This window comes from Pseudomonas mosselii, assembly GCF_019823065.1.
Classification (GTDB): Bacteria; Pseudomonadota; Gammaproteobacteria; order Pseudomonadales; family Pseudomonadaceae; genus Aquipseudomonas; species Aquipseudomonas mosselii.
This window is the reverse complement of sequence record NZ_CP081966.1, coordinates 136,988-158,203: the sequence shown is the minus strand read 5'-3', so window position 1 is coordinate 158,203 and position 21,216 is coordinate 136,988. Positions and strand designations below refer to the sequence as shown.

Below are 21,216 nucleotides of genomic sequence, written 5' to 3'. Positions count from 1 at the left end.
TTACTTAGCGGCGCGCTCCTTGGCGATCAGTTGGTCGGCGACGTTCAGCACGCCTTCCGGACCTTGGGCGGTGCCCAGGTCGAAGCGGTATTTACCGTTGACGACCATGCTCGGTACGCCAGTGATCTCGTACTTCTTGGCCAGCTCCTTGGCCTGGTTGACCTGGCCCTTGATGGCGAAGGAATTGAAGGTGGCGAGGAACTTGTCCTTGTCCACGCCCTGGGTGGCCAGGAAGTCAGCCATTTCTTCAGGCTTGGTAAGACGCATGCGCTTGTTCTGGATGGCATCGAATACCGCGTTGTGGACGTTGTGCTCCACACCCATGGCTTCCAGGGTCAGGAACATCTGGCCGTGGGCATCCCATGGGCCACCGAACATGGCCGGTACGCGCTTGAAATTGACATCCTTGGGCAGCTTGTCGATCCAGGGATTGATGACCGGTTCGAAGTGGTAGCAGTGCGGGCAGCCGTACCAGAACAGCTCGACGACTTCGATCTTGCCGGGTACCGAAACAGGCACCGGGTTGCTCAGCTCGATATATTCCTTGCCGGCGGTTGCAGGCTCCGCGGCCTGCACGGCGGCCATACCGAGTACGCTGGCGGCGACCAGCGCGGCGCTGAGAATCAGTTTACGCATGCTTTACTCCTGAGCAGTCTTTGGTCGCCTCGACGCGACCCGTGTAGGACAGGCCGGATAGGGCTCGAGTTCTGTAGTGTAACGGCTATGGACAGAAAAAAGGGCAGCCTGGGCTGCCCTTTTCATCTTTAGCGCTGGTGCATTAACCGAGTGTTAACGCGTATGTCAGTGCAGGCCTTGAATGTAGCTGGACAGTGCTTCGATGTCCTTGTTGCTCAGCTTGCCGGCGATGGTGCGCATGGTCATGGCGTCGCCGTCGTTGGTGCGGTTGCCTTCGCGGAAGTCGGTCAGCTGCTTGCTGACGTACTGCGCGTGCTGGCCGCTCAGGTGCGGGAATTTCGCCAGGGCGATGCCCGCGCCGTTGGGCGAGTGACAGCCGGTGCAGGCGGGCATGCCTTTCTCGAGGTTGCCGCCATTGAACAGGGCACGGCCACGCTCGACCAGTTTCGGATCGGCGGCACCAACGCTGCCTTTCTGGCTGGCGAAGTAGGCGGCGATATCGGCCAGGTCCTGGTCGTTGAAGTTGGCCAGCATGCCGGTCATCTCCAGCACGGTACGCTTGCCGTCCTTGATGTCATGCAACTGCTTGTTCAGGTAGGGCTCACCTTGGCCGGCGAGTTTCGGGAAGTTCGGTGCCAGGCTGTTGCCGTCAGGGTTGTGGCAGGCCCCACAGACAGCTGTTTTGGCCTGACCGGCAGCAGCATCGCCTTTGATGGGGCCCGCAGCAGTTGCCGCACCTGCGACCCCCATGGTCAACAGCAGACTCACGAATAGTTTGTTCATCAGCTAATCCAACACGGCTAAGGGTGAAATGTTATGTATCGGGACTGCCGCTCATCCAAAGGATGACCAAACGGTAGTCCTCGGCACTGCAGTCCATGCACAATCCACGCGGCGGCATAGCCTTGAAACCCTGTGTAACATGTGCCACCAGTTGCTCCATGCCTCGCGCCAGCCTTGGCTCCCAGGCCGCCCGGTCACCGCTTTGGGGTGCCTGGGGCAGTTGTCCGGCGTGACAGGCCGCGCACGTGCGGTTGTACAACGCCTCGGGATCCTGTGTAGCCTGTGCGCTGAAAAACGGCAGGAACATACCGACAGCAAGCAGCCATTTCGCCATGCGAAACGACCTGACAGGGTTGGGGGCCGCGCTGCGTTCTGTTGCGCGAGCTATTGTTCGACACCCCATGCTCAATTGCCTTCGCTGGGCGAATGAGCACACAAAAACTGGGGCATTATATACTTCCGCCAGCCAAACGGAAACGACACCGCTTGCCAGGCCTGGTCCTACGCCTCCAGCGCTGGGCAACACCCACATCGGAAATCCCATGCAAGTCAAGAACCCCATCCTCGGCCTCTGCCAGAAAGCCAAATTCGCCCTCAGCGCCGCCAAGGTCGAACAATGCCCCGAAGACCAGGGTTACGAGGTGGCTTTCGCCGGCCGTTCCAACGCCGGTAAATCCAGCGCCCTCAACACCCTGACCCACGCCAGCCTGGCGCGCACCTCGAAGACCCCCGGGCGCACCCAGCTGCTGAATTTCTTCAGTCTGGACGATGAACGGCGTTTGGTCGACCTGCCGGGCTACGGTTATGCAAAAGTGCCGATTCCGCTCAAGCAGCACTGGCAGAAACACCTGGAAGCCTACCTGGGCAGCCGCGAGTGCCTGCGCGGAGTGATCCTGATGATGGACACCCGCCACCCGATGACCGACTTCGACAAGATGATGCTCGATTGGGCCAAGGCCAGCGGCATGCCCATGCACATCCTGCTGACCAAGGCCGACAAGCTGACTCACGGCGCCGGCAAGAACACCTTGCTCAAGGTGCAGGCGGAAATCCGCAAGGGCTGGGGCGATGCGGCGACCATCCAGCTGTTCTCGGCGCCCAAGCGCCAGGGGCTGGAAGAGGCCTACCGGGTGCTGGCGGACTGGATGGAGCTGGAAGACAAGCCAGCTGTCTGAAGGCCAAGGGATAATTACGTGGGAGCGGGCGTGCCCCGCGATCAGTCGATCGCGGGGCACGCCCGCTCCCACGGATTTCCCAGGCTTCAGGCCGAATTCCGGGCAAAAAAAACCCCGGACTTCGTATGGGGAGGGGGAAGTTCGGGGTCCAAGTCCGGACCGCTAGGGCGGGGTCCAGATATCTGCCAACACTTAACACAACATAGGAGCATCGAAAGGCTTCACCAGCCATTCAGTACCTCTGAGTGGCGGTTCACCGGTTTAGTTCCGAGCCCCTCGAAACTATTTGCGATAGTTTCATGAAACTCCTGATCTAAGGCCCGAGGCCAGCACCGGATCCGCGACACCACGCCGCAGATCCTACACAGCTTTCACGCGGGGTTTAGTGAGCTTCGTCCCAATTCGAGCCGACACCCACTTCCACCAGCAGCGGCACGTCGAGATCCGCAGCACCACTCATATAGCCACGAATTTCATCTTTCACCTGCTCGACCAGGTCCTCGCGCACCTCAAGCACCAGTTCGTCGTGCACCTGCAGGATCACTCGCGCATCCAGCTTGCTGTCGGTCAGCCAGTTGTCCACCGCTACCATCGCGCGCTTGATGATGTCCGCCGCGGTGCCCTGCATCGGGGCGTTGATCGCGGTGCGCTCGGCGCCTTTACGCAGGGCCGGGTTCTTGGCGTTGATGTCCGGCAGGTACAGGCGGCGGCCGAACAGGGTCTCGACGAAGCCTTGCTCGGCGGCCTGGGCGCGGGTGCGCTCCATATAGGCGAGCACGCCGGGGTAACGGGTGAAGTAGCGGTCGATGTAGTCCTGGGACTGCTTGCGATCGACCCCGATCTGCTTGGCCAGGCCGAACGCGCTCATGCCATAGATCAGGCCGAAGTTGATCGCCTTGGCGCTACGGCGCTGGTCGCTGGTGACGTCCGCCAGGGCCACGCCGAACACCTCGGCGGCGGTGGCGCGGTGCACGTCCAGGTCGTTGCGGAAGGCATGCAGCAGGCCTTCGTCCTTGGCCAGATGAGCCATGATGCGCAGCTCGATCTGCGAATAGTCCGCCGCCAGCAGTTTGTAGCCGGGGCTGGCGACGAAGGCCTGGCGAATGCGCCGGCCTTCGGCGGTGCGTACCGGGATGTTCTGCAGGTTCGGGTCGCTGGACGACAGCCGGCCGGTGGCGGCCACGGCCTGCTGATAGGAGGTGTGGATGCGCCCGGTGCGCGGGTTGATCTGCCCCGGCAGCTTGTCGGTGTAGGTGCTCTTGAGCTTGCTCAGGCTGCGGTACTGCATCAGTACCTTGGGCAGCGGGTAGCCCTGCTCGGCCAGGTCATCCAGGACCGCCTCGGCGGTGGACGGCTGGCCCTTGGCGGTCTTGCTCAGCACGGGCATGCCCAGCTTGTCGTAGAGAATCGCGCCCAGTTGCTTGGGCGAGCCCAGGTTGAACGCCTCGCCGGCCAGGGCGTACGCCTCACGCTCAAGCTCCACCAGCTTCGCCCCCAGCTCGCCGCTCTGCACGCCAAGCAGCGCGGCGTCGACCAGCGCGCCCTGGCGCTCGATCTTCGCCAGCACCGGCACCAGCGGCATCTCGATGTCCATCAGCACCGGCAGCACGCTCGGCGTCGTGGCCAGGCGCGCCTGCAACGCGTGATGCAGACGCAGGGTGATGTCGGCGTCCTCGGCCGCGTAGGGGCCGGCCTTTTCCAGGGGGATCTGGTTGAAGGTCAGTTGCTTGGCGCCCTTGCCGGCGATGTCCTCGAAACCGATGGTGGTGTGGTCCAGGTACTTCTGCGCCAGGCTGTCCATGTCGTGACGGGTGGCGGTGGAGTCGAGCACATAGGACTCGAGCATGGTGTCGTAGGCCACGCCGCGCATCAGGATGGCCGGGCTGCCGTTGGCCAGGATGTTGATGTCGTACTTGGCGTTCTGGCCGATCTTGCCCTTGGCCGGGTCTTCCAGCAGGGGCTTCAGGGCCAGCAGCACGGCGTCACGGTCGAGCTGGGCGGGGGCGCCTTCGTAATCGTGTGCCAACGGTACGTAGGCGGCCTCGTGGGGTTCGACGGCGAATGACAGGCCGACCAGTTGCGCCTGCTGCGCGTCGAGGCCGGTGGTCTCGGTGTCGAAGGCGAACAGCGGCGCCTGGCGCAGTTTCTCCAGCCAGGCGTCGAAACGCGCCTGGTCGAGGATGGTCTCGTACTTCGGCTCGACCTTCTCGGCCACTGGCTCAACGTCGGCAGCAACGCTGCCACCGGCCTGGGGCGCGCTACGCTGGACCTCGGCCACCCAGCTCTTGAACTCCATCTCGGTATACAGCGCCAGCAGCGCCTCGCGGTCCGGCTCGCCGCAGACCAGGGCGTCCACTTCGACATCCAGCTCGACATCGCACTTGATGGTCGCCAGCTCGTAGGACAGGAAGGCCGCGTCGCGGTGCTCCTCCAGCTTGGCCGGCAGGGTCTTGGCGCCACGGATGGCCAGGGCCGGCACCTTGTCGAGGTTGTCGTACAGGTCGCGCAGGCCGCCGCCGATACCGGTCAGCAGGCCGACCGCGGTCTTCTCGCCAACGCCCGGCACGCCGGGGATGTTGTCGACCTTGTCGCCCATCAGGGCGAGAAAATCGATGATGTGCTCGGGACCTACGCCGAACTTCTCGTGCACGCCGGCGATGTCCAGCACGCTGCCGGTCATGGTGTTGACCAGGGTGACGTGGCCGTCCACCAGCTGGGCCATGTCCTTGTCGCCGGTCGAGATGATCACCGGACGGCCGGCGGCGGCGCTGCTGCGCGCCAGGGTGCCGATGACGTCGTCGGCCTCCACGCCTTCGACGCACAACAGCGGGTAGCCGAGGGCGCGGACGCTGGCGTGCAGCGGCTCGACCTGCACCCGCAGGTCGTCGGGCATGCTTGGGCGGTTGGCCTTGTACTCGGCGAACATGGCGTCACGGAAGGTCCCGCCCTTGGCGTCGAAAACCACCGCGAACAGGCTGTCCGGGTACTGCTTGCGCAGGCTCTTGAGCATGTTCAGCACGCCCTTGACCGCGCCGGTGGGCATGCCCTTGGAGGTGGTCAGCGGCGGCAGCGCGTGAAAGGCGCGGTAGAGGTAGGACGAACCGTCCACCAGGACGAGGGGCGCTTGGCTCATGAGGAGAATCAACCTTTTCGACGGGTCCGGCGCTAGAATAGCCAGATCAATGACGACAAAAGGACTAGGTTATCATGCGCACACCCATTCGCCTGTTACTGCTCGGTCTGCTGGTCACCATGCCAGTCGTCACCCAGGCGGCGGACGAAGCCCCATCGGCCGATCCCGATGTAACCATTCGCACGGAAGGCGACAAGACCATCCAGGAGTACCGTCAAAACGGCTTCCTGTATGCGATCAAGGTCACGCCGAAGAACGGCAAGCCTTATTTCCTGGTACGCGCCGATGGCTCCGAAGGCAATTTCATTCGTTCCGACCAGCCGGACATGCTGATTCCGTCCTGGAAGATCTTCGAGTGGTAAGCTAGTAACGCGTATCGTTCTTATCAACCAGGCACTTCCGGCGGAAGTGCCCGCATGGGCAATTCTTCAACATGTCAGTCTTCACCCCTGTGTCCCGGCCTGAGCTGGAAACCTTTCTGGCGCCGTACGAGCTGGGTCGCCTGCTCGACTTCCAGGGTATCGCCGCCGGTACCGAGAACAGCAACTTCTTCGTCAGCCTGGAAAAAGGGGAGTTCGTCCTCACACTGATCGAGCGCGGGCCGGCTGAGGACATGCCGTTCTTCATCGAGCTGCTCGACGTGCTGCACGCTGCCGACATGCCGGTGCCCTATGCCCTGCGCGACCACGACGGCAACGGCCTGCGCGAGCTGTGCGGCAAGCCGGCGCTGCTGCAGCCACGGCTGTCGGGCAAGCACATCAAGGCCCCGAACAACCAGCACTGCGCCCAGGTCGGCGAGCTGTTGGCGCATATCCACCTGGCCACCCGCGAGCGCATCATCGAGCGCCGCACCGACCGTGGCCTGGACTGGATGCTGGAATCGGGCGCCGAATTGCTGCCGGGCCTGAACCGGGAACAGGCCGGGCTGCTGCAGCCGGCACTGGCGGAAATCACCGCGCACAAGGTGCAGATCCTCGCCCTGCCCAAGGCCAACCTGCACGCCGACCTGTTCCGCGACAACGTGATGTTCGAAGGCACCCACCTGACCGGGCTGATCGACTTCTACAACGCCTGCTCCGGGCCGATGCTGTATGACATTGCCATCACCGTGAACGACTGGTGCCTGGACGAGCAGGGCGGTATCGACCTGCCGCGCGCCCAGGCCCTGCTGGGCGCCTATGCGGCGCTGCGGCCGTTCACCGCCGCCGAGGCCGAGCTGTGGCCGGTGATGCTGCGGGTGGCCTGCGTGCGCTTCTGGCTGTCGCGCCTGATCGCGGCGCAGGCCTTCGCCGGGATGGACGTGATGATCCATGATCCGAGCGAATTCGAAGTGCGCCTGGCGCAGCGTCAGCAGGTGGCGCTGAAGCTGCCGTTCGCGCTTTAAAGGGCAGCTCGTTCAAGTTATCGATGATTGGCCGCGAAGCGGGTGCCACACAACGTGGCGCCTGCTTCGCGGCTGCTCCTACAGCTGTTCCAGACAGCCGGTCAGGTCGCTGCCCAGCTTCTCCAGCAAGCGCTCATAGCCCCTGGCATCCACTGTATCGCTACCCCCCAACGCATCCAGCTCCGCCAGGCGCACCGGCAACCCGGCCGTCAGCGTCTCGGCCAGGCGCGGGCGCAGCGGCGGCTCGCTGAACACACAAGTCTTGCCCACTGCCTGCAGGCGCTTGCGCATGGCGGCGACGTGCTGCGCGCCCGGCTGCACTTCCGAGGCGACGCTGAACACACCGGCGTGCTTCAGGCCATAAGCGGCCTCGAAGTAGTCGAAGGCCTCGTGGAACACGAAGTACGGCTTGCCGGCGATCCCCGCTACCCGCTGTTTGATCCGCCCATCCAGGGCATCCATGCGCTCGACGAACAGCTTGAGGTTGGCCTGGTAGCGCGCCGCATTAGCCGGATCCGCTGCCGCCAGGTCGCCGGCCATCTTCGCCGCGATCACCCGGGCATTCACCGACGACAGCCACAGGTGCGCATCGAGGCTGCCCGGACGGTGGTCGTGATCGTGATCGTCGTGGTCCTCCTCGTCGTGGGAGTGGCTATCCTCGCCGAAGTGACGCAACTGCATACCCGACAGCGACTGCACGGCCACGGTCGGCTTGGCGCGGCTCTTCAGCACACGGGGCAGGAAGCCTTCCATGTCCGGGCCGATCCAGTACAGCAGGTCGGCATCGGCGACCTTGCGTACATCGGAGGGGCGTAGCGCGTAGTTGTGCGGAGACGCCCCCGGCGGCAGCAACACGTCGGGGCTGCCGACACCGTCCTGGACGGCGGCGGCGATCTGCTGAAGGGGCTTGATGCTGGTCAGCACGCGCACGTCGGCGTGGGCCGAAAAAGCGATGAAAGCGACAAAGAGGGCAAGGAATCGGGACACGGTGGATACTCGGGTCGTCAGAAACAGGTAACATAATAACGTCTCCATCCTGAACCGTCGCTGCCCATGTCCATCACGCCGCTGGCCCACCGTCCCCACGATCATTCCCACTGCGTCCACAGTGCGCTGGCCGAGGCCGACGCGCTGTGCAACCGTCAGGGCCTGCGCCTGACCGCCCTGCGCCGCCGCGTGCTGGAGCTGGTGTGGCAGAGCCACAAGCCGCTGGGCGCCTACGACATCCTCGCCGTGCTCAGCGAGCAGGACGGCCGTCGCGCCGCGCCGCCCACCGTCTACCGGGCGCTGGACTTCCTGCTGGAGAACGGCCTGGTGCACCGCATCGCCTCGCTCAACGCCTTCATCGGCTGCAGCCACCCCGAGCATGCGCACCAGGGCCAGTTCCTGATCTGCCGCGCCTGCCATGTGGCCATCGAGCTGGAGCAGAACAGCATCAGCGACGCCATCGTCAGCAGCGCCAAGGCCGTGGGCTTCGCCGTGGAGACGCAGACGGTCGAAGTGGTCGGGTTGTGCGGCAACTGCCGGGGCAAGGCATGAGCGACGCCCTGATCCGCCTTGAGCAGGTCGGCGTCAGCTTCGGCGGCGAGGCGGTGCTCGACAGCATCGACCTGGCCGTCGCGCCCGGGCAGATCGTCACTCTGATCGGCCCCAACGGCGCCGGCAAGACCACCCTGGTGCGCGCCGTGCTCGGCCTGCTCAAGCCGCACCGCGGCACGGTGTGGCGCAAGCCGAAACTGCGCATCGGCTACATGCCCCAGAAGATCCAGGTAGACGCCACGCTGCCGCTGTCGGTGCTGCGCTTCCTGCGCCTGGTTCCCGGGGTAGACCGCGCGGCAGCCTTGGCGGCGCTGCAGGAAGTCGGCGCCGAGCAGGTGATCGACAACCCGATCCAGACCATCTCCGGCGGCGAGATGCAGCGCGTGCTGCTGGCCCGTGCCCTGCTGCGCGAACCCGAGCTGCTGGTGCTGGATGAGCCGGTGCAGGGCGTCGACGTGGTCGGCCAGACCGAGCTGTACAACCTGATCACCCGCCTGCGCGACCGCCATGGCTGCGGCGTGCTGATGGTCTCCCACGACCTGCACCTGGTGATGAGCGCCACCGATCAGGTGGTCTGCCTCAACCGCCATGTGTGCTGCTCGGGCCACCCGGAGCAGGTCAGCAACGACCCGGCCTTCGTCGAACTGTTCGGCCAGAACGCGCCGAGCCTGGCCATCTACCACCACCATCACGATCACAGCCACGACCTGCACGGCTCGGTGATCGCCCCCGGCGCCCATGTCCACGGAGAGCACTGCAAGCATGGCTGATTTTCTTCTCTACGCCCTGCTTGCCGGCCTGTCGCTAGCGCTCGTCGCCGGCCCGCTGGGCTCCTTCGTGGTCTGGCGGCGCATGGCCTACTTCGGCGACACCCTGTCCCACGCCGCGCTGCTCGGCGTGGCGCTGGGCTTCGCCCTGGACGTCAGCCCGGCGTTGGCGGTGACCGTCGGCTGCCTGTTGCTGGCGATCCTGCTGGTGACCCTGCAACAGCGCCAGCCACTGGCCTCGGACACCCTGCTCGGGATCCTCGCGCCCAGCACCCTGTCGCTGGGCCTGGTGGTGCTGAGCTTCATGCACGATGTGCGGATCGACCTGATGGCCTACCTGTTCGGCGACCTGCTGGCAATCAGCCCCACCGACTTGGCCTGGATACTCGGCGGCAGCGCGCTGGTGCTGGTGCTGCTGGCGATGTTCTGGCGGCCGCTGCTGGCGGTCACCGTGCACGAGGAACTGGCGATGGTCGAGGGCCTGCCGGTGGCCGGCCTGCGCTTGGCGCTGATGCTGCTGATCGCCGTGGTGATCGCGGTGGCGATGAAGATCGTGGGCGTGCTGCTGATCACCTCGCTGCTGATCATCCCGGCCGCCGCGGCACAGCGTCACGCCCGCTCACCGGAACAGATGGCCGTGGGCGCCAGCCTGCTGGGGGTTACCGCGGTCTGCGGCGGCCTGGCGCTGTCCTGGTTCAAGGACACCCCGGCTGGGCCTTCGATCGTGGTCTGTGCGGCGGTGCTATTCTTGCTGAGCCTGGCGTTGCCGAAACGCTGAGATTCCAGGGCGCACGCTGACGCGTCCTGCAACCTTTTCATCGCTTGCAGGTCACACAAGACCCGTTTTCGAGCGTGCGCACCTGGGTGTAGACTTGCTCGCTTTTTGCGCAAATAGAGAGTCGCAGGAATGAAGCCGTTCGCCTCACGTTATCTGCTTGTTGCCGCGTTTTCCCTGTTCCTGACCGCCTGCTCCAGCAAGCCGGTCGAGCAGCCGGTCGCGCCTGCCCAGCCGGATGCCTGGCAGCAGCTGGAACAAAGCATTGCCAGCAACGAACTGGCCACCGCCGAAGACCAGCTGGCAGCGCTGCAGGCCCAGGCACCGGGCGATGCGCGCCTCGAGCCGCACCAGCGCCAGCTGGCCGAGGCCTACCTGCAACGCAGCCGCATCGTCCTGCAAAAAGGCGACGTGAATGCCGCCGCCACCGCGCTGGCCCGCGCCCGGGCGCTGATGCCCCAGGCACCGGCCCTGACCGGCGGCGATGCCATGGCCCAGGCGCGCAAGGCCGAGCTGGAAAAGGCCGAGGCAGCGCTGAAGGCGGCCGAGTCCAAGCCCAGGGCCCGGGTCATCGACCCGACCGCGCCCAGCACCGTGGTGGCGCTGAAGACCACCGACAGTCGGGCGATGCGCCGCCAGTTGGATGACATTGCCGCCGATGTAGTGAATTACCAGTGCGAGGTGGTGTTCCAGGTCCCGCGCACCCAGGACGCGCCGTGGCTCAAGACCCTGCTGGAGAAGCGCGTGCGCAAGCTCGACGGGGGTTTCGAGCTTGAGCAAAAGCATGAGATCCAGCGCTCATTGCCGGCGCAGGTGGTGTTGATTCCCCACCAGCAATAAACCTGACAGGGCCCCATCGCCGGCAAGCCGGCTCCCACACATGATCCCTGTGGAAGCCGGCTTGCCGGCGATGGGCTTCATAGCAGCCCCCGACTATGCCGGAACAACTTCGGCAGCCGCCTCCCGCGCCCACACCCGGTGACCCTCGACTGCCTTGAAAAACGCCTCGAGCACCTTCGGGTCATCGCCCAGCAACAGCCCCACATCTTCCTTGAGCCCCAGTTTGTTCAGCAGGAGCTTGCCCTCACTGGCTACGCCCATGGGCTTCAGATGCTTGTAGGCCTCGAGCAAAAAATGCTTGGCCACGCCACTGTTTTCCAGCGCCTCCAACGACACCTTGCCCGCCGGCACCCACACGCCGTCGAACATCACCGACGGCATGCCCTCCATCGACGCATCCACCGGCAGCTGCTTGCCATCGGCAGTCTTCACTGGTGCCGAAGTCGGCCCGAGCAGCATGGGGCGCGCACTTTGCGCCTCCAGCGCCTTGACCACCTTGTCGACACTCGCGTCATCCACGCCATCAGCCACCAGGATGGCAATCTTGCGCCCACTGATGCCGATGTCCCCGAGGTGGTTCATCTGGCTCAAGGCCTTTGACTGCGCCGGCTTGCTGCCCTTGACCTTGACCGTGCCGGCCTTCGGCGCCGGCAGCCCGAGGTTGGCCGCCACCGCTGCCGCCAACTTGAGATCGATGTTGGCCAGAATCTCGTTCACCTCCCGCGCCCGGATCGCCTCGCGCTCGACCTTGCCCAGCTCGAAGCTGTAGGCCTTGATTATGTGCTGCTGCTCGGTGGGGCTCATGCTCTGGAAGAACAGCCGCGCCTGGGAGAAATGGTCGCCGAACGACTCGCTGCGCTGGCGGATCTTGTTCGCATCGATACGTTCCTGGTAACTCTCGAAACCGCCATCCTGCGCGGCAGCCGGCGTTTCCTTCGGCCAACCGCCATCGATCGAGTTAGGCTCGTAGGAGGCCCGCCCCTTGTCGATGGTCATGCGGTGCATGGCATCGCGCTGGCTGCTGTGATTGGGCGCGACAGGGCGGTTGATCGGGATCTCGTGGAAGTTCGGTCCGCCCAGGCGGCTTATCTGGGTGTCGGTGTACGAGAACAACCGGCCCTGCAGCAAGGGATCATTGCTGAAATCGATGCCCGGCACGATATGCCCCGGGCAGAAGGCAATCTGCTCCACTTCGGCGAAGAAGTTGTCCGGGTTGCGGTCGAGCACCATCTTGCCCAGCGGCGTCACCGGCACCAGCTCCTCGGGGATGAGCTTGGTCGGGTCGAGCAGGTCGAAGTCGAACTTGTGCTCGTCGGCCTCCGGCACGATCTGCACGCCCAGTTCCCATTCCGGGTAATGACCGGTCTCGATCGCTTCCCACAGGTCGCGGCGGTGGTAGTCGGTGTCCTTGCCTGCAAGCTTCTGGGCTTCGTCCCACAGCACCGAGTGCACGCCCTGGCGCGGCTTCCAGTGGAACTTGACGAAGCTGGCCACGCCTTGGGCATTGATCAACCGGAAGGTATGCACGCCAAAGCCTTCCATCATCCGCAGGCTGCGCGGGATGGCGCGGTCGGACATGGCCCACATGACCATGTGCGCGGATTCCGGCACCAGCGATACGAAGTCCCAGAAGGTATCGTGGGCAGAGCCACCGGTGGGTATCTCGTTGTGCGGTTCGGGTTTGACCGCGTGGACGAAGTCGGGAAACTTGATCGCGTCCTGGATGAAGAACACCGGCATGTTGTTGCCGACCAGATCGAAATTGCCCTCATCGGTGTAGAACTTCACCGCAAAGCCGCGCACGTCTCGCACCGTGTCACCCGAGCCACGTGGGCCCTGCACGGTGGAAAAGCGTACAAACACCGGGGTTATTTTCTCGGGATCTTGCAGGAAACCGGCCTTGGTCAGTTCGGCATGGCAGCCGTAGCTTTGGAAGTATCCATGGGCGCCGGTCCCGCGGGCATGGACGATACGCTCGGGTATGCGCTCATGATCGAAGTGGGTGATCTTCTCGCGCATGATGAAGTCTTCGAGCAGCGAAGGCCCGCGGACACCGGCCTTGAGACTGTTCTGGTTGTCGGCGACCTTCACCCCCTGGTTGGTGCGCAGCGCCTGGCCGCTGGCGTCGCTGCGAAAAGCCTCCAGGCTCTGCAGCTTGGCGTTGGTGTTGGCCTTGTCCGGGGTGTCGGTGCCGGCGACAGGGCTGGGCTGTGGCGCCTGGGGCGTCTTGCTGGGCATCTTCGGCTCTCCTCATCAGTCATCAGGCTGCCCATTCGGGCTTGTTCAATTAGTGACTGGGCCGCCGTCGGATGCGTTCAATCGGATTGCCGACCGTCGCGATATGCCGATTGGATTGGAGCATTGCGAAATTAATGCTAAGAACAGGCAGGGGAAAAGGCTAAAATGCGCGACCCCGGCTAACCGCTGACCCAAATTCCATGCGCCCCACAAGGTTCGCTCAGTGATCGAGTTTCAAAATGTCCACAAGACCTACCGCGTCGCCGGTAGGGATATCCCGGCCCTGAACCCGACCAGCCTGACCATCGAAGATGGCCAGGTGTTCGGCCTGATCGGCCACTCCGGTGCCGGCAAGAGCACCATGCTGCGTCTGATCAACCGCCTCGAGGAGCCGTCCGGCGGCAAGATCGTGGTCGACGGCGAAGACGTCACCGCCTTCGACGCCAACCAGCTGCGCCGCTTCCGCCAGCAGGTCGGTATGATCTTCCAGCACTTCAACCTGCTGGCGTCCAAGACCGTCGCCGACAACGTCGCCCTGCCGCTGGTGCTGGCCGGCGAGCTGTCGCGTGGCGAGATCGACAAGCGCGTCACCGAGCTGCTGGCCCGTGTCGGCCTGTCCGAGCATGCGAAGAAGTACCCGGCGCAGCTGTCGGGCGGGCAGAAACAACGCGTCGGCATCGCCCGCGCCCTGTCCACCAACCCGAAGATCCTGCTGTGCGACGAGGCCACCAGCGCCCTCGACCCGCAGACCACCGCCTCGGTGCTGCAACTGCTGGCCGAGATCAACCGCGAGCTGAAACTGACCATCGTACTGATCACCCACGAGATGGACGTGATCCGCCGGGTCTGCGACCGCGTGGCGGTGATGGACGCCGGGCAGATCGTCGAGCAAGGCCCGGTGGCTGAAGTGTTCCTGCACCCGCAGCACGCCACCACCCGGCGCTTCGTCCAGGAGGACGAGCAGATCGACGAGAACGAGCAACGCGACGACTTCGCCCATGTGCCGGGCCGTATCGTGCGCCTGACATTCCAGGGTTGCGCCACCTACGCGCCTCTGCTGGGCACCGTGGCCCGCGAAACCGGTGTCGACTACAGCATCCTGGCCGGACGCATCGACCGCATCAAGGACATTCCCTATGGCCAGCTGACCCTCGCCTTGATCGGCGGAGACATGGACGCGGCATTCGCCCGCTTCACTGCAGCTGATGTACATATGGAGGTACTGCGCTGATGGACATCCTCAGCTATTTCGCCAACGTCGACTGGGTCGAGATCTGGCAAGCGACCAACGACACCATGGTCATGCTGTTCATCTCACTGGCCTTCATCATCCTGCTCGGCCTGCCGCTGGGCGTCGTGCTGTTCCTGTTCAGCCCTCGGCAGATGTTCGAGCACAAGAAGATCTACGCAGTGCTGGCGACCATCGTCAACATCGTGCGCTCGGTGCCATTCATCATCCTGCTGATCGTGATGATCCCGATCACGGTACTGATCACCGGTACCTCGCTGGGTGTCGCGGGCGCGATTCCGCCGCTGGTGGTCGGCACGACGCCGTTCTTCGCACGCCTGGTCGAGACGGCCCTGCGTGAAGTGGATCGCGGCATCATCGAGGCCACCCAGTCGATGGGCGCCACCACCCGCCAGATCATCTTCAAGGCAGTGCTCCCTGAAGCCATGCCGGGCATCATCGCCGCTATCACCGTAACGGCCATCACCCTGGTGTCCTACACCGCCATGGCCGGCGTGGTCGGTGCCGGTGGCCTGGGCGACCTGTCGATCCGCTTCGGCTACCAGCGCTTCCAGACCGACGTGATGATCGTCACCGTGGTACTGCTGGTGATCCTGGTCCAGGTGCTACAGATGATCGGCGACAAGCTGGTCGTGCATTTTTCCCGTAAGTAACCCCAATGGGGTCGGCCCGGCCGACCCGTTCGGGGGCCGTCGCGGCCCTCACAAGGAGTGATCAATGAAGAAGCTGCTTGCTGTTGTCGCCGCCGTCGCGGCCTTCTCGGCCCACGCCGAGACCCTGACCGTCGCCGCCACCCCGGTGCCGCACGCCGAGATCCTCAACTTCGTCAAGCCGCAGCTGGCGAAGGAGGGCGTGGAGCTGAAGGTCAAGGAGTTCACCGACTACATCCAGCCGAACGTGCAGGTCGCGGAAAAGCGCCTGGACGCCAACTTCTTCCAGCACCAGCCTTACCTGGATGAGTTCAACAAGGCCAAGGGCACCCAGCTGGTCAGCGTTGCCGGCGTGCACCTGGAGCCGCTGGGCGCCTACTCGAGCAAGTACAAGAAGCTCGACGAACTGCCATCCGGCGCCACCGTGGTCATCCCCAACGACGCCACCAACGGCGGCCGTGCCCTGCTGCTGCTGGACAAGGCTGGCGTGATCAAGCTCAAGGACAGCAAGAACATCCTGTCGACCGTGAAGGACATCACCGGCAACGACAAGAAGCTGAAATTCCGCGAGCTGGAAGCGGCCACCATCCCGCGCGTGCTGACCCAGGTCGACCTGGCGCTGATCAACACCAACTATGCGCTGGAAGCCAAGCTGAATCCGGAGAAGGACGCCCTGGTGATCGAAGGCAGCGATTCGCCTTACGTGAACATCCTGGTGGCGCGTCCGGACAACAAGGACGCCGATGCCATGAAGAAGCTGGCTGCGGCCCTGCATTCGCCTGAGGTGAAGCAGTTCATCACCGAGAAGTACAAGGGCGCGGTGATTCCGGCGTTCTAAGCTGACATCCCCGGGGCCGCTTTGCGGCCCATCGCGGCAGGCCCGAGGAACGAACACCAATCGCGGGGCCAGCCCGCTCCCACGCCAGATTGCGTTCTGGTGTGGGAGCGGGCTGGCCCCGCGATTCATTTCTACGGTCAGTCGCGCTTGACCAGCCCCGGCAACTGCGCCACCAGCTTCTGGTTGTTGAACGGCGCACGGATGAACCCGCGCTGGCGCCCGTCCGGCCCGACCACCGCCAGGTTGCCGCTGTGATCAACGGTGTAGCCCGGCTTGCTGGTATCGGCCGGGATGAACGGAATGCTCAAGGCATTGGCCAGCTTCTGGGTGTCCTCGATCGACCCCGCCACCCCGACGAAATCCTTGTCGAAGTAGCCCAGGTACTGTTTGAGCTGGTTCGGCGTGTCGCGGTTCGGGTCGACGCTCACCAGCACCACCTGCAGACGCTCCAGCGCCTCCTTGGGCAGCTCGCTCTTCACCTGGCGCAGCTGGGCCAGGGTGGTCGGACAGATGTCCGGGCAGTAGGTATAGCCGAAGAACAGCAACGACCACTTGCCCTTGAGCTGGTCCAACACCAGCGGCTGGCCGTTCTGGTCGGTCATGGTCACGTCCGGCACGGTGCGGCTCTGCGGCAGCAGGATGATGCCGGCGTCGATCAGCTCGGTGGGATTCAACTGACCACGGTCGTTGAGCACCTTGTTGACGGTCAGGCCCATGATCAGCGCGACCAGGGCAACGAGGATGAAGACGGTTTTCTGGGTTCGGGTCATAGGTTCAGCAACAGGTAGTGGTCTACGAGCAACGCGATGAACAAGGCGAACAGGTAGCCGATAGAGTACTTGAACGTCTTGATCGCCGCGTGCGGCCGGGTGCCACGGTACAACACCCAGGCCCAGTGCAGGAAGCGCAAGCCCAGGACCATGGCACAGGCCAGGTACAACGGTCCGCTCATGTGGATGGCATAGGGCAACAGGCTCACCGCCAGCAATATCAAGGTGTAGAGCAGGATGTGCAGGGCCGTGTAGCGCTCGCCGTGGGTAACGGGGAGCATGGGAATATCAGCTTTTGCGTACTCCTCCTTGCGATGGATCGCCAGGGCCCAGAAGTGCGGTGGCGTCCAGGCGAAGATGATCAGCACCAGCAGCAGTGGTTCGGCGCCCAGGTGCCCGCTGACCGCCACCCAGCCCAGCAACGGCGGAGCCGCTCCGGCCAGGCCACCGATCACGATGTTCTGCGGCGTGGCACGCTTGAGAAAGCCGGTATAGAGCACCGCGTAACCGAGCAGCGAAGCCAGGGTGAGCCAGGCGGTGAGGGGGTTGGTGAAGGCCAGCAGCAGGGCCATCCCCGCCACGGCCAACAGCAAGGCGAACAGCAAGGCCGGCAAGGGCGCGACCCGGCCCTGGGCCAGCGGGCGCTTGTGGGTGCGGGCCATCAGTGCATCGACGCGGCGGTCGACGACGTGGTTGACCGCCGCCGCGGCACCCGCGCACAAGCCAATCCCCAGGTTGCCGAACAGCAGGACGCTCCAGGCCACCCCCGCGCGGGTGGCAAGAAACATCCCCACCAGCGAGGTGATCAGCATCAGCACCACCACCTTCGGCTTGGTCAGCTCCATGTAGTCGCGCCATCCGGCGCGCTGGCGTTCCGTGCTCAGAAGCGTCGCCACGAATCGTTCCTCATTTGATGGGAAAGGTGCACGCCGGTCACCGGCGTCAGGCGCCAGCCGTGGCCCACACGGACCTTGTCGACCACGCGGATGCGGTAGTTGACCAGTACCATGCACATCAGCAGCAAGGCGCCACCAGCGTTGTGCGCGACAGCCACGCCCAGGGGCAGGTGGAACAGCACGTTGCTGATGCCCAGGCCCAGTTGCAGCGCCAGCGCCAGCAACACCAGGCGAGCCAGGCCACCCAGGCCGTGGCGGTGCAGCTTCCAGCTCAGGGTCAGCAACACCAGCATGACCAGCAGCGCGCCCAGGCGATGGCTGATATGAATCGCGGTGCGCGCGTCACTGTCCAGTTGCCCACCGAGGTAATTGGGGCCGACGTGCTGGGTCAGGTGGAAGCCGTTGCTGAAGTCGGCCGCAGGCCACCACTGGCCATGGCAGGTGGGCAGGTCGATGCAGGCAACGGCGGCGTAGTTGGCGCTGACCCAGCCCCCCAGGGCGATCTGGCCGATGACCACCAGCAGCGCCAGCGCGGCGATGCGGCGCAGGCTCAGCGGCAGTTTCGGCAATGGCGCAAAGGCCCGGGATAGACGCAGGGAAAGCAGGAAAAGCAGGCTCACCGTGGTAAATCCGCCGAGCAGGTGCGCGGTGACTACCTGGGGCCAAAGCTTCAAGGTAACCGTCCACATGCCGAACGCCGCCTGGGCCAGCACCACGCCCAGCAGCAACACCGGCAGGCGGTAGGGCTGGCCGTCGCGGGCATGCCGGCGCACGGCCTGGAAGGCGAGCAGGGCGATCACCAGCGCCAGGGTGCCGGCGAAATAGCGATGGACCATCTCGGCCCAGCCCTTGGCTTCTTCCACCGGGTGCTCGGGGAAGTGCAGCTCGGCATGGGCCAGCTGGGCATCGGTCTTGGGCACGCTGATGAAGCCATAGCACCCCGGCCAGTCGGGGCAGCCCAGGCCGGCATGGGTCAGCCGGGTATAGGCGCCGAGCAGCACCACCAGCAGCGCCAGCAGGGTGGCGAACACAGCGAGACGGAATCCGGGTCTGGCCATGGCGGCCTCCTAGCCGATGTTGGACAGCTTGAGCAGGTGACGCAGGTCGTCCAGCACATGCTTGCCGTTGACCTTGGCGTCGTAGCGCAGCACCAGGTTGCCGTGGGGGTCGACGATCCACAGCTGCGGGCCCACTTCGCCGACCTTCTGGACATAACGCTGAACATCCAGCGGGTAGCGCCGCAACTGCGGGTATTCGCGGCCCAGCAGGGCCTGGTAGTCGGCGGCCAGCGGTTGGGCCGCCGCCAGGGCATGGCTGGCGCGGCTGGCGTCACGGCCCAGGCCGACCTGGATCTGCCGGGCCAGGTACACCAGTTGCCGGCACTCCTCGGCGCAGGCCTCGGGGGCGCTGACCAGCAGCTGCCAGCGCTCGTCCTGGGCATCGATGCCGATGTCCGCGCGGCCCTCGCCATTGCCGATCATCACGCCGTGATAGCTGCGCCCCTCCGGCACCCAGAACTTGAGCTTGTACATGAAGGTGGCAAGGATCATCGGCCCGAGCACGACGAACAGGATCAGCAACAGTTGCAGACGCCCCCGGGGCTTGCGGTGGTCAGGCGCGTCCAGTGGACTCGTGGCGGCGGCCATGGCGGTTCTCCTTGTCGTTGTGATGCCAGCCGAAGTACAGGTAGAGCAGCACCAGCGTGGTGGCCAGGGCGAACCACTGCACGGCATAGCCCTGGTGCTTTTCCGGCCCCATGGCGACCACCGGCCAGTCCAGGCGGTAGGCGGCCGAACCGGGCTGCAGGCGCAGTTCCTGGGCGAAGCCTTCGCGGCCCAGCTGCTGCCAGAGCCCGGCAGGGTCGATGGCCGTCAGCAGTTGCGGCCAGCGGCCATCCGGATTGTCCGGGTGCAGTTGGAAGGTCTTGCCCGGCGCCACGTATACCGTGGTGTCCAGCGCCAGGGCCTGGTCCGGGGTGTCGAAACGCACCGGCACCCGACGGTCGGGCCAGGGCAGCCAGCCGCGGTTGACCAGCAGCCACAGCCCGCTGGCCTGGTCGTGGAAAGGTTGCAGCAACTCGACGCCGGCCTTGCCGTCGCGCATCTGGTTGTCCAGCAGCAGGCTGTGGGTGGCGTCGAAGCGGCCATACAAATGCACGGGATAGAACGCCGGATCCGGCAGCTGGCGCAGTTGATCGACAGCGACCGGCGCCTCGATCTGGCGCTCGGTGTACGCGGCGAGCAGGTCGCGCTTCTCATCGGCGCGGCGCAGTTGCCAGCAGCCGAGCACGATCAGGCCCGGCAGCAGCGCGAGCACCACCAGGGTCGGCAACAGGCCGGGGCGAAACGGCCTCACCAGGGCCTCGTCAGGTCGAGCGCTATACTTGTACTCATCACCGCATCCCCCTGGAGTTACGCCATGCTCAAGGCCGCGATTGTCCTGATGCTGCTGGCCACCATCGCCAGCCTGTTCAGTGGCCTGGTGTTCCTGGTCAAGGACGACGACCAGTCGACCCGCCTGCTCAAGGCCCTTACCGTGCGTGTCGCCCTCGCCACCCTGACCATCGCGCTGGTGGCCTGGGGCTTTATCAGCGGGCAGTTGGTCTCCCACGCGCCGTTCTGACTTACCTCGATCCCTGTAGGAGCGCGCCGCCCTTCAAAGCACATACACGAATATGAACAACCCCACCCACACCACATCCACGAAGTGCCAGTACCAGCTCGCCGCCTCGAAACCGAAGTGCTTGTCCGGCTCGAAGTGCCCGCGCATCACCCGGCAGAACATCACGAACAGGATCAATGTCCCCAGCGTCACGTGCGCGCCGTGAAAGCCGGTGAGCATGAAGAACGTCGCGCCATAGATCCCCGATCCCAGGGTCAGCCCCAGCTTGTTATAGGCCTCGTGGTACTCGTAGGCCTGCAGCGCAAGGAACCCCAGCCCCAGCAGGATGGTCAGCCCCAACCACAGTTTCAGCGGGCCACGATGGCCTTTGCGCAGGGCATGGTGGGCGATGGTCACGGTCACGCTGGAGCTAACCAGCAGAATGGTGTTGATCAGTGGCAGGTGCCACGGGTCGATGACTTCCTTCGGTGGCGGGAACAGTTTCGGGTCCGGTGTGTGCAGCAGCGGCCAGACGAACTCGAAGTTGGGCCAGAGCATGTGCGCCACGCCCTTGGCTCCATCGCCCCCCAGCCACGGCCCGGCCAGCACCCGTACGTAGAACAGCGCGCCGAAGAAGGCCAGGAAGAACATCACCTCGGAGAAAATGAACCAGCTCATGCCCCAGCGGAAGGAACGGTCCATCTGCGCGCTGTATAGGCCGGCATGGCTCTCCTTGACCACCGCGCCGAACCAGCCGAACAGCATGTACGCCAGGAACAGCCCCCCGATGAAGAAGATCAGCGGCCCGTGGGACTCCGGGTGGCCGGCCTTGAGATCGTTGAACCAGGTGCCCAGGCCGAACACGGTGATGAACATGCCGATCGTGGCGATGATCGGCCACTTGCTCTGCGCCGGGACGTAGTAGTGCTCGTGGCTTGCCAT

The 21,216-nt window shown here is 64.7% G+C and carries 23 protein-coding genes; 11 read left to right on the top strand and 12 right to left on the bottom strand.

Annotation, left to right across the window (positions count from 1 at the left end; translation table 11 throughout):
* The 3 genes from dsbA to K5H97_RS00715 all read right to left on the bottom strand — a co-directional run bounded on the left by dsbA (position 1) and on the right by K5H97_RS00715 (position 1,753).
* Positions 1–636 (bottom strand): thiol:disulfide interchange protein DsbA, encoded by a 636-nt coding sequence (gene dsbA / locus K5H97_RS00725; RefSeq protein ID WP_028688671.1) that lies wholly within the window; start codon positions 634–636, stop codon positions 1–3.
* A gap of 165 nt (positions 637–801) precedes the next feature.
* On the bottom strand, positions 802–1,419 hold the full coding sequence (locus K5H97_RS00720; RefSeq protein ID WP_028688672.1) for a c-type cytochrome: 618 nt from the start codon (positions 1,417–1,419) through the stop codon (positions 802–804).
* 31 nt (positions 1,420–1,450) lie between these two features.
* Complete coding sequence (locus K5H97_RS00715; protein WP_028688673.1) at positions 1,451–1,753, bottom strand: c-type cytochrome; 303 nt, start codon at positions 1,751–1,753, stop codon at positions 1,451–1,453.
* A gap of 208 nt (positions 1,754–1,961) precedes the next feature.
* Here K5H97_RS00715 and yihA point away from each other — a divergent pair, with 208 nt between their 5' ends.
* On the top strand, positions 1,962–2,594 hold the full coding sequence (gene yihA, locus K5H97_RS00710) for a ribosome biogenesis GTP-binding protein YihA/YsxC (RefSeq protein WP_028688674.1): 633 nt from the start codon (positions 1,962–1,964) through the stop codon (positions 2,592–2,594).
* 382 nt (positions 2,595–2,976) lie between these two features.
* Here the strand turns inward: yihA and polA are convergent, their stop codons facing one another.
* Positions 2,977–5,727 carry a DNA polymerase I gene (gene polA / locus K5H97_RS00705; protein WP_028688675.1) on the bottom strand — a complete coding sequence of 917 codons (2,751 nt, stop codon included), beginning with the start codon at positions 5,725–5,727 and terminating at the stop codon, positions 2,977–2,979.
* 74 nt (positions 5,728–5,801) lie between these two features.
* On the opposite strand from polA, the gene K5H97_RS00700 reads away from it, so the two are divergent.
* Together K5H97_RS00700 and K5H97_RS00695 are read left to right on the top strand one after the other, a co-directional pair.
* Complete coding sequence (locus K5H97_RS00700; protein WP_028688676.1) at positions 5,802–6,089, top strand: DUF2782 domain-containing protein; 288 nt, start codon at positions 5,802–5,804, stop codon at positions 6,087–6,089.
* A gap of 71 nt (positions 6,090–6,160) precedes the next feature.
* Complete coding sequence (locus K5H97_RS00695; protein ID WP_028688677.1) at positions 6,161–7,111, top strand: homoserine kinase; 951 nt, start codon at positions 6,161–6,163, stop codon at positions 7,109–7,111.
* Positions 7,112–7,189: 78 nt separating this feature from the next.
* Here the strand turns inward: K5H97_RS00695 and K5H97_RS00690 are convergent, their stop codons facing one another.
* Positions 7,190–8,146 (bottom strand): zinc ABC transporter substrate-binding protein, encoded by a 957-nt coding sequence (locus K5H97_RS00690; RefSeq protein ID WP_051555603.1) that lies wholly within the window; start codon positions 8,144–8,146, stop codon positions 7,190–7,192.
* 18 nt (positions 8,147–8,164) lie between these two features.
* Between K5H97_RS00690 and zur the strand changes: the two genes are divergently transcribed.
* The 4 genes from zur (at position 8,165) to K5H97_RS00670 (ending at position 11,032) form a co-directional block, all read left to right on the top strand.
* Entirely contained in the window at positions 8,165–8,650 is a 486-nt protein-coding gene (zur, locus tag K5H97_RS00685; RefSeq protein WP_028688679.1) for a zinc uptake transcriptional repressor Zur, read from the top strand.
* Positions 8,647–9,420 (top strand): zinc ABC transporter ATP-binding protein ZnuC, encoded by a 774-nt coding sequence (znuC, locus tag K5H97_RS00680; RefSeq protein ID WP_028688680.1) that lies wholly within the window; start codon positions 8,647–8,649, stop codon positions 9,418–9,420. The genes zur and znuC overlap by 4 nt, the downstream gene beginning before the upstream one ends.
* Positions 9,413–10,195: a zinc ABC transporter permease subunit ZnuB gene (gene znuB / locus K5H97_RS00675; RefSeq protein ID WP_028688681.1), complete on the top strand. Its 783-nt coding sequence runs from the start codon at positions 9,413–9,415 to the stop codon at positions 10,193–10,195. The genes znuC and znuB overlap by 8 nt, the downstream gene beginning before the upstream one ends.
* Before the next feature lie 129 nt (positions 10,196–10,324).
* Entirely contained in the window at positions 10,325–11,032 is a 708-nt protein-coding gene (locus K5H97_RS00670; RefSeq protein ID WP_028688682.1) for a PA5502 family lipoprotein, read from the top strand.
* Positions 11,033–11,125: 93 nt separating this feature from the next.
* Here the strand turns inward: K5H97_RS00670 and katE are convergent, their stop codons facing one another.
* Positions 11,126–13,270 carry a catalase HPII gene (gene katE / locus K5H97_RS00665; RefSeq protein WP_028688683.1) on the bottom strand — a complete coding sequence of 715 codons (2,145 nt, stop codon included), beginning with the start codon at positions 13,268–13,270 and terminating at the stop codon, positions 11,126–11,128.
* A gap of 223 nt (positions 13,271–13,493) precedes the next feature.
* On the opposite strand from katE, the gene K5H97_RS00660 reads away from it, so the two are divergent.
* The 3 genes from K5H97_RS00660 to K5H97_RS00650 all read left to right on the top strand — a co-directional run bounded on the left by K5H97_RS00660 (position 13,494) and on the right by K5H97_RS00650 (position 16,007).
* Positions 13,494–14,501 carry a methionine ABC transporter ATP-binding protein gene (locus K5H97_RS00660; protein ID WP_028688684.1) on the top strand — a complete coding sequence of 336 codons (1,008 nt, stop codon included), beginning with the start codon at positions 13,494–13,496 and terminating at the stop codon, positions 14,499–14,501.
* On the top strand, positions 14,501–15,172 hold the full coding sequence (locus tag K5H97_RS00655) for a methionine ABC transporter permease (RefSeq protein ID WP_028688685.1): 672 nt from the start codon (positions 14,501–14,503) through the stop codon (positions 15,170–15,172). The genes K5H97_RS00660 and K5H97_RS00655 overlap by 1 nt, the downstream gene beginning before the upstream one ends.
* 64 nt (positions 15,173–15,236) lie before the next feature.
* Positions 15,237–16,007, top strand: coding sequence for a MetQ/NlpA family ABC transporter substrate-binding protein (locus K5H97_RS00650; RefSeq protein ID WP_028688686.1), 771 nt, complete (start codon positions 15,237–15,239; stop codon positions 16,005–16,007).
* Positions 16,008–16,144: 137 nt separating this feature from the next.
* Here the strand turns inward: K5H97_RS00650 and K5H97_RS00645 are convergent, their stop codons facing one another.
* From K5H97_RS00645 to K5H97_RS00625, 5 genes are read right to left on the bottom strand one after another with little or no spacing between them, the layout of a single operon-like run.
* The gene (locus K5H97_RS00645) at positions 16,145–16,777 is read right to left on the bottom strand and encodes an SCO family protein (protein WP_028688687.1); all 633 of its coding nucleotides are present in this window, start codon (positions 16,775–16,777) and stop codon (positions 16,145–16,147) included.
* Positions 16,774–17,673: a heme o synthase gene (gene cyoE / locus K5H97_RS00640; RefSeq protein WP_028688688.1), complete on the bottom strand. Its 900-nt coding sequence runs from the start codon at positions 17,671–17,673 to the stop codon at positions 16,774–16,776. The genes K5H97_RS00645 and cyoE overlap by 4 nt, the downstream gene beginning before the upstream one ends.
* A complete protein-coding gene (locus K5H97_RS00635; RefSeq protein WP_028688689.1) occupies positions 17,658–18,731 on the bottom strand; it encodes a COX15/CtaA family protein in 1,074 nt (357 codons plus the stop codon). The genes cyoE and K5H97_RS00635 overlap by 16 nt, the downstream gene beginning before the upstream one ends.
* 9 nt (positions 18,732–18,740) lie before the next feature.
* Positions 18,741–19,319, bottom strand: coding sequence for a hypothetical protein (locus tag K5H97_RS00630; RefSeq protein ID WP_028688690.1), 579 nt, complete (start codon positions 19,317–19,319; stop codon positions 18,741–18,743).
* Positions 19,285–20,028, bottom strand: a complete 744-nt coding sequence (locus K5H97_RS00625; protein ID WP_028688691.1) for an SURF1 family protein — start codon at positions 20,026–20,028, stop codon at positions 19,285–19,287. Before K5H97_RS00625 ends, K5H97_RS00630 begins: the two co-directional genes overlap by 35 nt.
* A gap of 63 nt (positions 20,029–20,091) precedes the next feature.
* On the opposite strand from K5H97_RS00625, the gene K5H97_RS00620 reads away from it, so the two are divergent.
* Entirely contained in the window at positions 20,092–20,295 is a 204-nt protein-coding gene (locus tag K5H97_RS00620; protein ID WP_028688692.1) for a twin transmembrane helix small protein, read from the top strand.
* Positions 20,296–20,328: 33 nt separating this feature from the next.
* Here the strand turns inward: K5H97_RS00620 and K5H97_RS00615 are convergent, their stop codons facing one another.
* Positions 20,329–21,216, bottom strand: coding sequence for a cytochrome c oxidase subunit 3 (locus tag K5H97_RS00615; protein ID WP_028688693.1), 888 nt, complete (start codon positions 21,214–21,216; stop codon positions 20,329–20,331).

Bases quoted from the DNA above. Each gene is read 5' to 3' on its own strand.
- dsbA (WP_028688671.1), bottom strand. From the start codon at position 636: ATGCGTAAACTGATTCTCAGCGCCGCGCTGGTCGCCGCCAGCGTACTC.
- K5H97_RS00720 (WP_028688672.1), bottom strand. From the start codon at position 1,419: ATGAACAAACTATTCGTGAGTCTGCTGTTGACCATGGGGGTCGCAGGT.
- K5H97_RS00715 (WP_028688673.1), bottom strand. From the start codon at position 1,753: ATGGCGAAATGGCTGCTTGCTGTCGGTATGTTCCTGCCGTTTTTCAGC.
- yihA (WP_028688674.1), top strand. From the start codon at position 1,962: ATGCAAGTCAAGAACCCCATCCTCGGCCTCTGCCAGAAAGCCAAATTC.
- polA (WP_028688675.1), bottom strand. From the start codon at position 5,727: ATGAGCCAAGCGCCCCTCGTCCTGGTGGACGGTTCGTCCTACCTCTAC.
- K5H97_RS00700 (WP_028688676.1), top strand. From the start codon at position 5,802: ATGCGCACACCCATTCGCCTGTTACTGCTCGGTCTGCTGGTCACCATG.
- K5H97_RS00695 (WP_028688677.1), top strand. From the start codon at position 6,161: ATGTCAGTCTTCACCCCTGTGTCCCGGCCTGAGCTGGAAACCTTTCTG.
- K5H97_RS00690 (WP_051555603.1), bottom strand. From the start codon at position 8,146: ATGGAGACGTTATTATGTTACCTGTTTCTGACGACCCGAGTATCCACC.
- zur (WP_028688679.1), top strand. From the start codon at position 8,165: ATGTCCATCACGCCGCTGGCCCACCGTCCCCACGATCATTCCCACTGC.
- znuC (WP_028688680.1), top strand. From the start codon at position 8,647: ATGAGCGACGCCCTGATCCGCCTTGAGCAGGTCGGCGTCAGCTTCGGC.
- znuB (WP_028688681.1), top strand. From the start codon at position 9,413: ATGGCTGATTTTCTTCTCTACGCCCTGCTTGCCGGCCTGTCGCTAGCG.
- K5H97_RS00670 (WP_028688682.1), top strand. From the start codon at position 10,325: ATGAAGCCGTTCGCCTCACGTTATCTGCTTGTTGCCGCGTTTTCCCTG.
- katE (WP_028688683.1), bottom strand. From the start codon at position 13,270: ATGCCCAGCAAGACGCCCCAGGCGCCACAGCCCAGCCCTGTCGCCGGC.
- K5H97_RS00655 (WP_028688685.1), top strand. From the start codon at position 14,501: ATGGACATCCTCAGCTATTTCGCCAACGTCGACTGGGTCGAGATCTGG.
- K5H97_RS00650 (WP_028688686.1), top strand. From the start codon at position 15,237: ATGAAGAAGCTGCTTGCTGTTGTCGCCGCCGTCGCGGCCTTCTCGGCC.
- K5H97_RS00645 (WP_028688687.1), bottom strand. From the start codon at position 16,777: ATGACCCGAACCCAGAAAACCGTCTTCATCCTCGTTGCCCTGGTCGCG.
- K5H97_RS00635 (WP_028688689.1), bottom strand. From the start codon at position 18,731: ATGGCCAGACCCGGATTCCGTCTCGCTGTGTTCGCCACCCTGCTGGCG.
- K5H97_RS00630 (WP_028688690.1), bottom strand. From the start codon at position 19,319: ATGGCCGCCGCCACGAGTCCACTGGACGCGCCTGACCACCGCAAGCCC.
- K5H97_RS00620 (WP_028688692.1), top strand. From the start codon at position 20,092: ATGCTCAAGGCCGCGATTGTCCTGATGCTGCTGGCCACCATCGCCAGC.
- K5H97_RS00615 (WP_028688693.1), bottom strand. From the start codon at position 21,216: ATGGCAAGCCACGAGCACTACTACGTCCCGGCGCAGAGCAAGTGGCCG.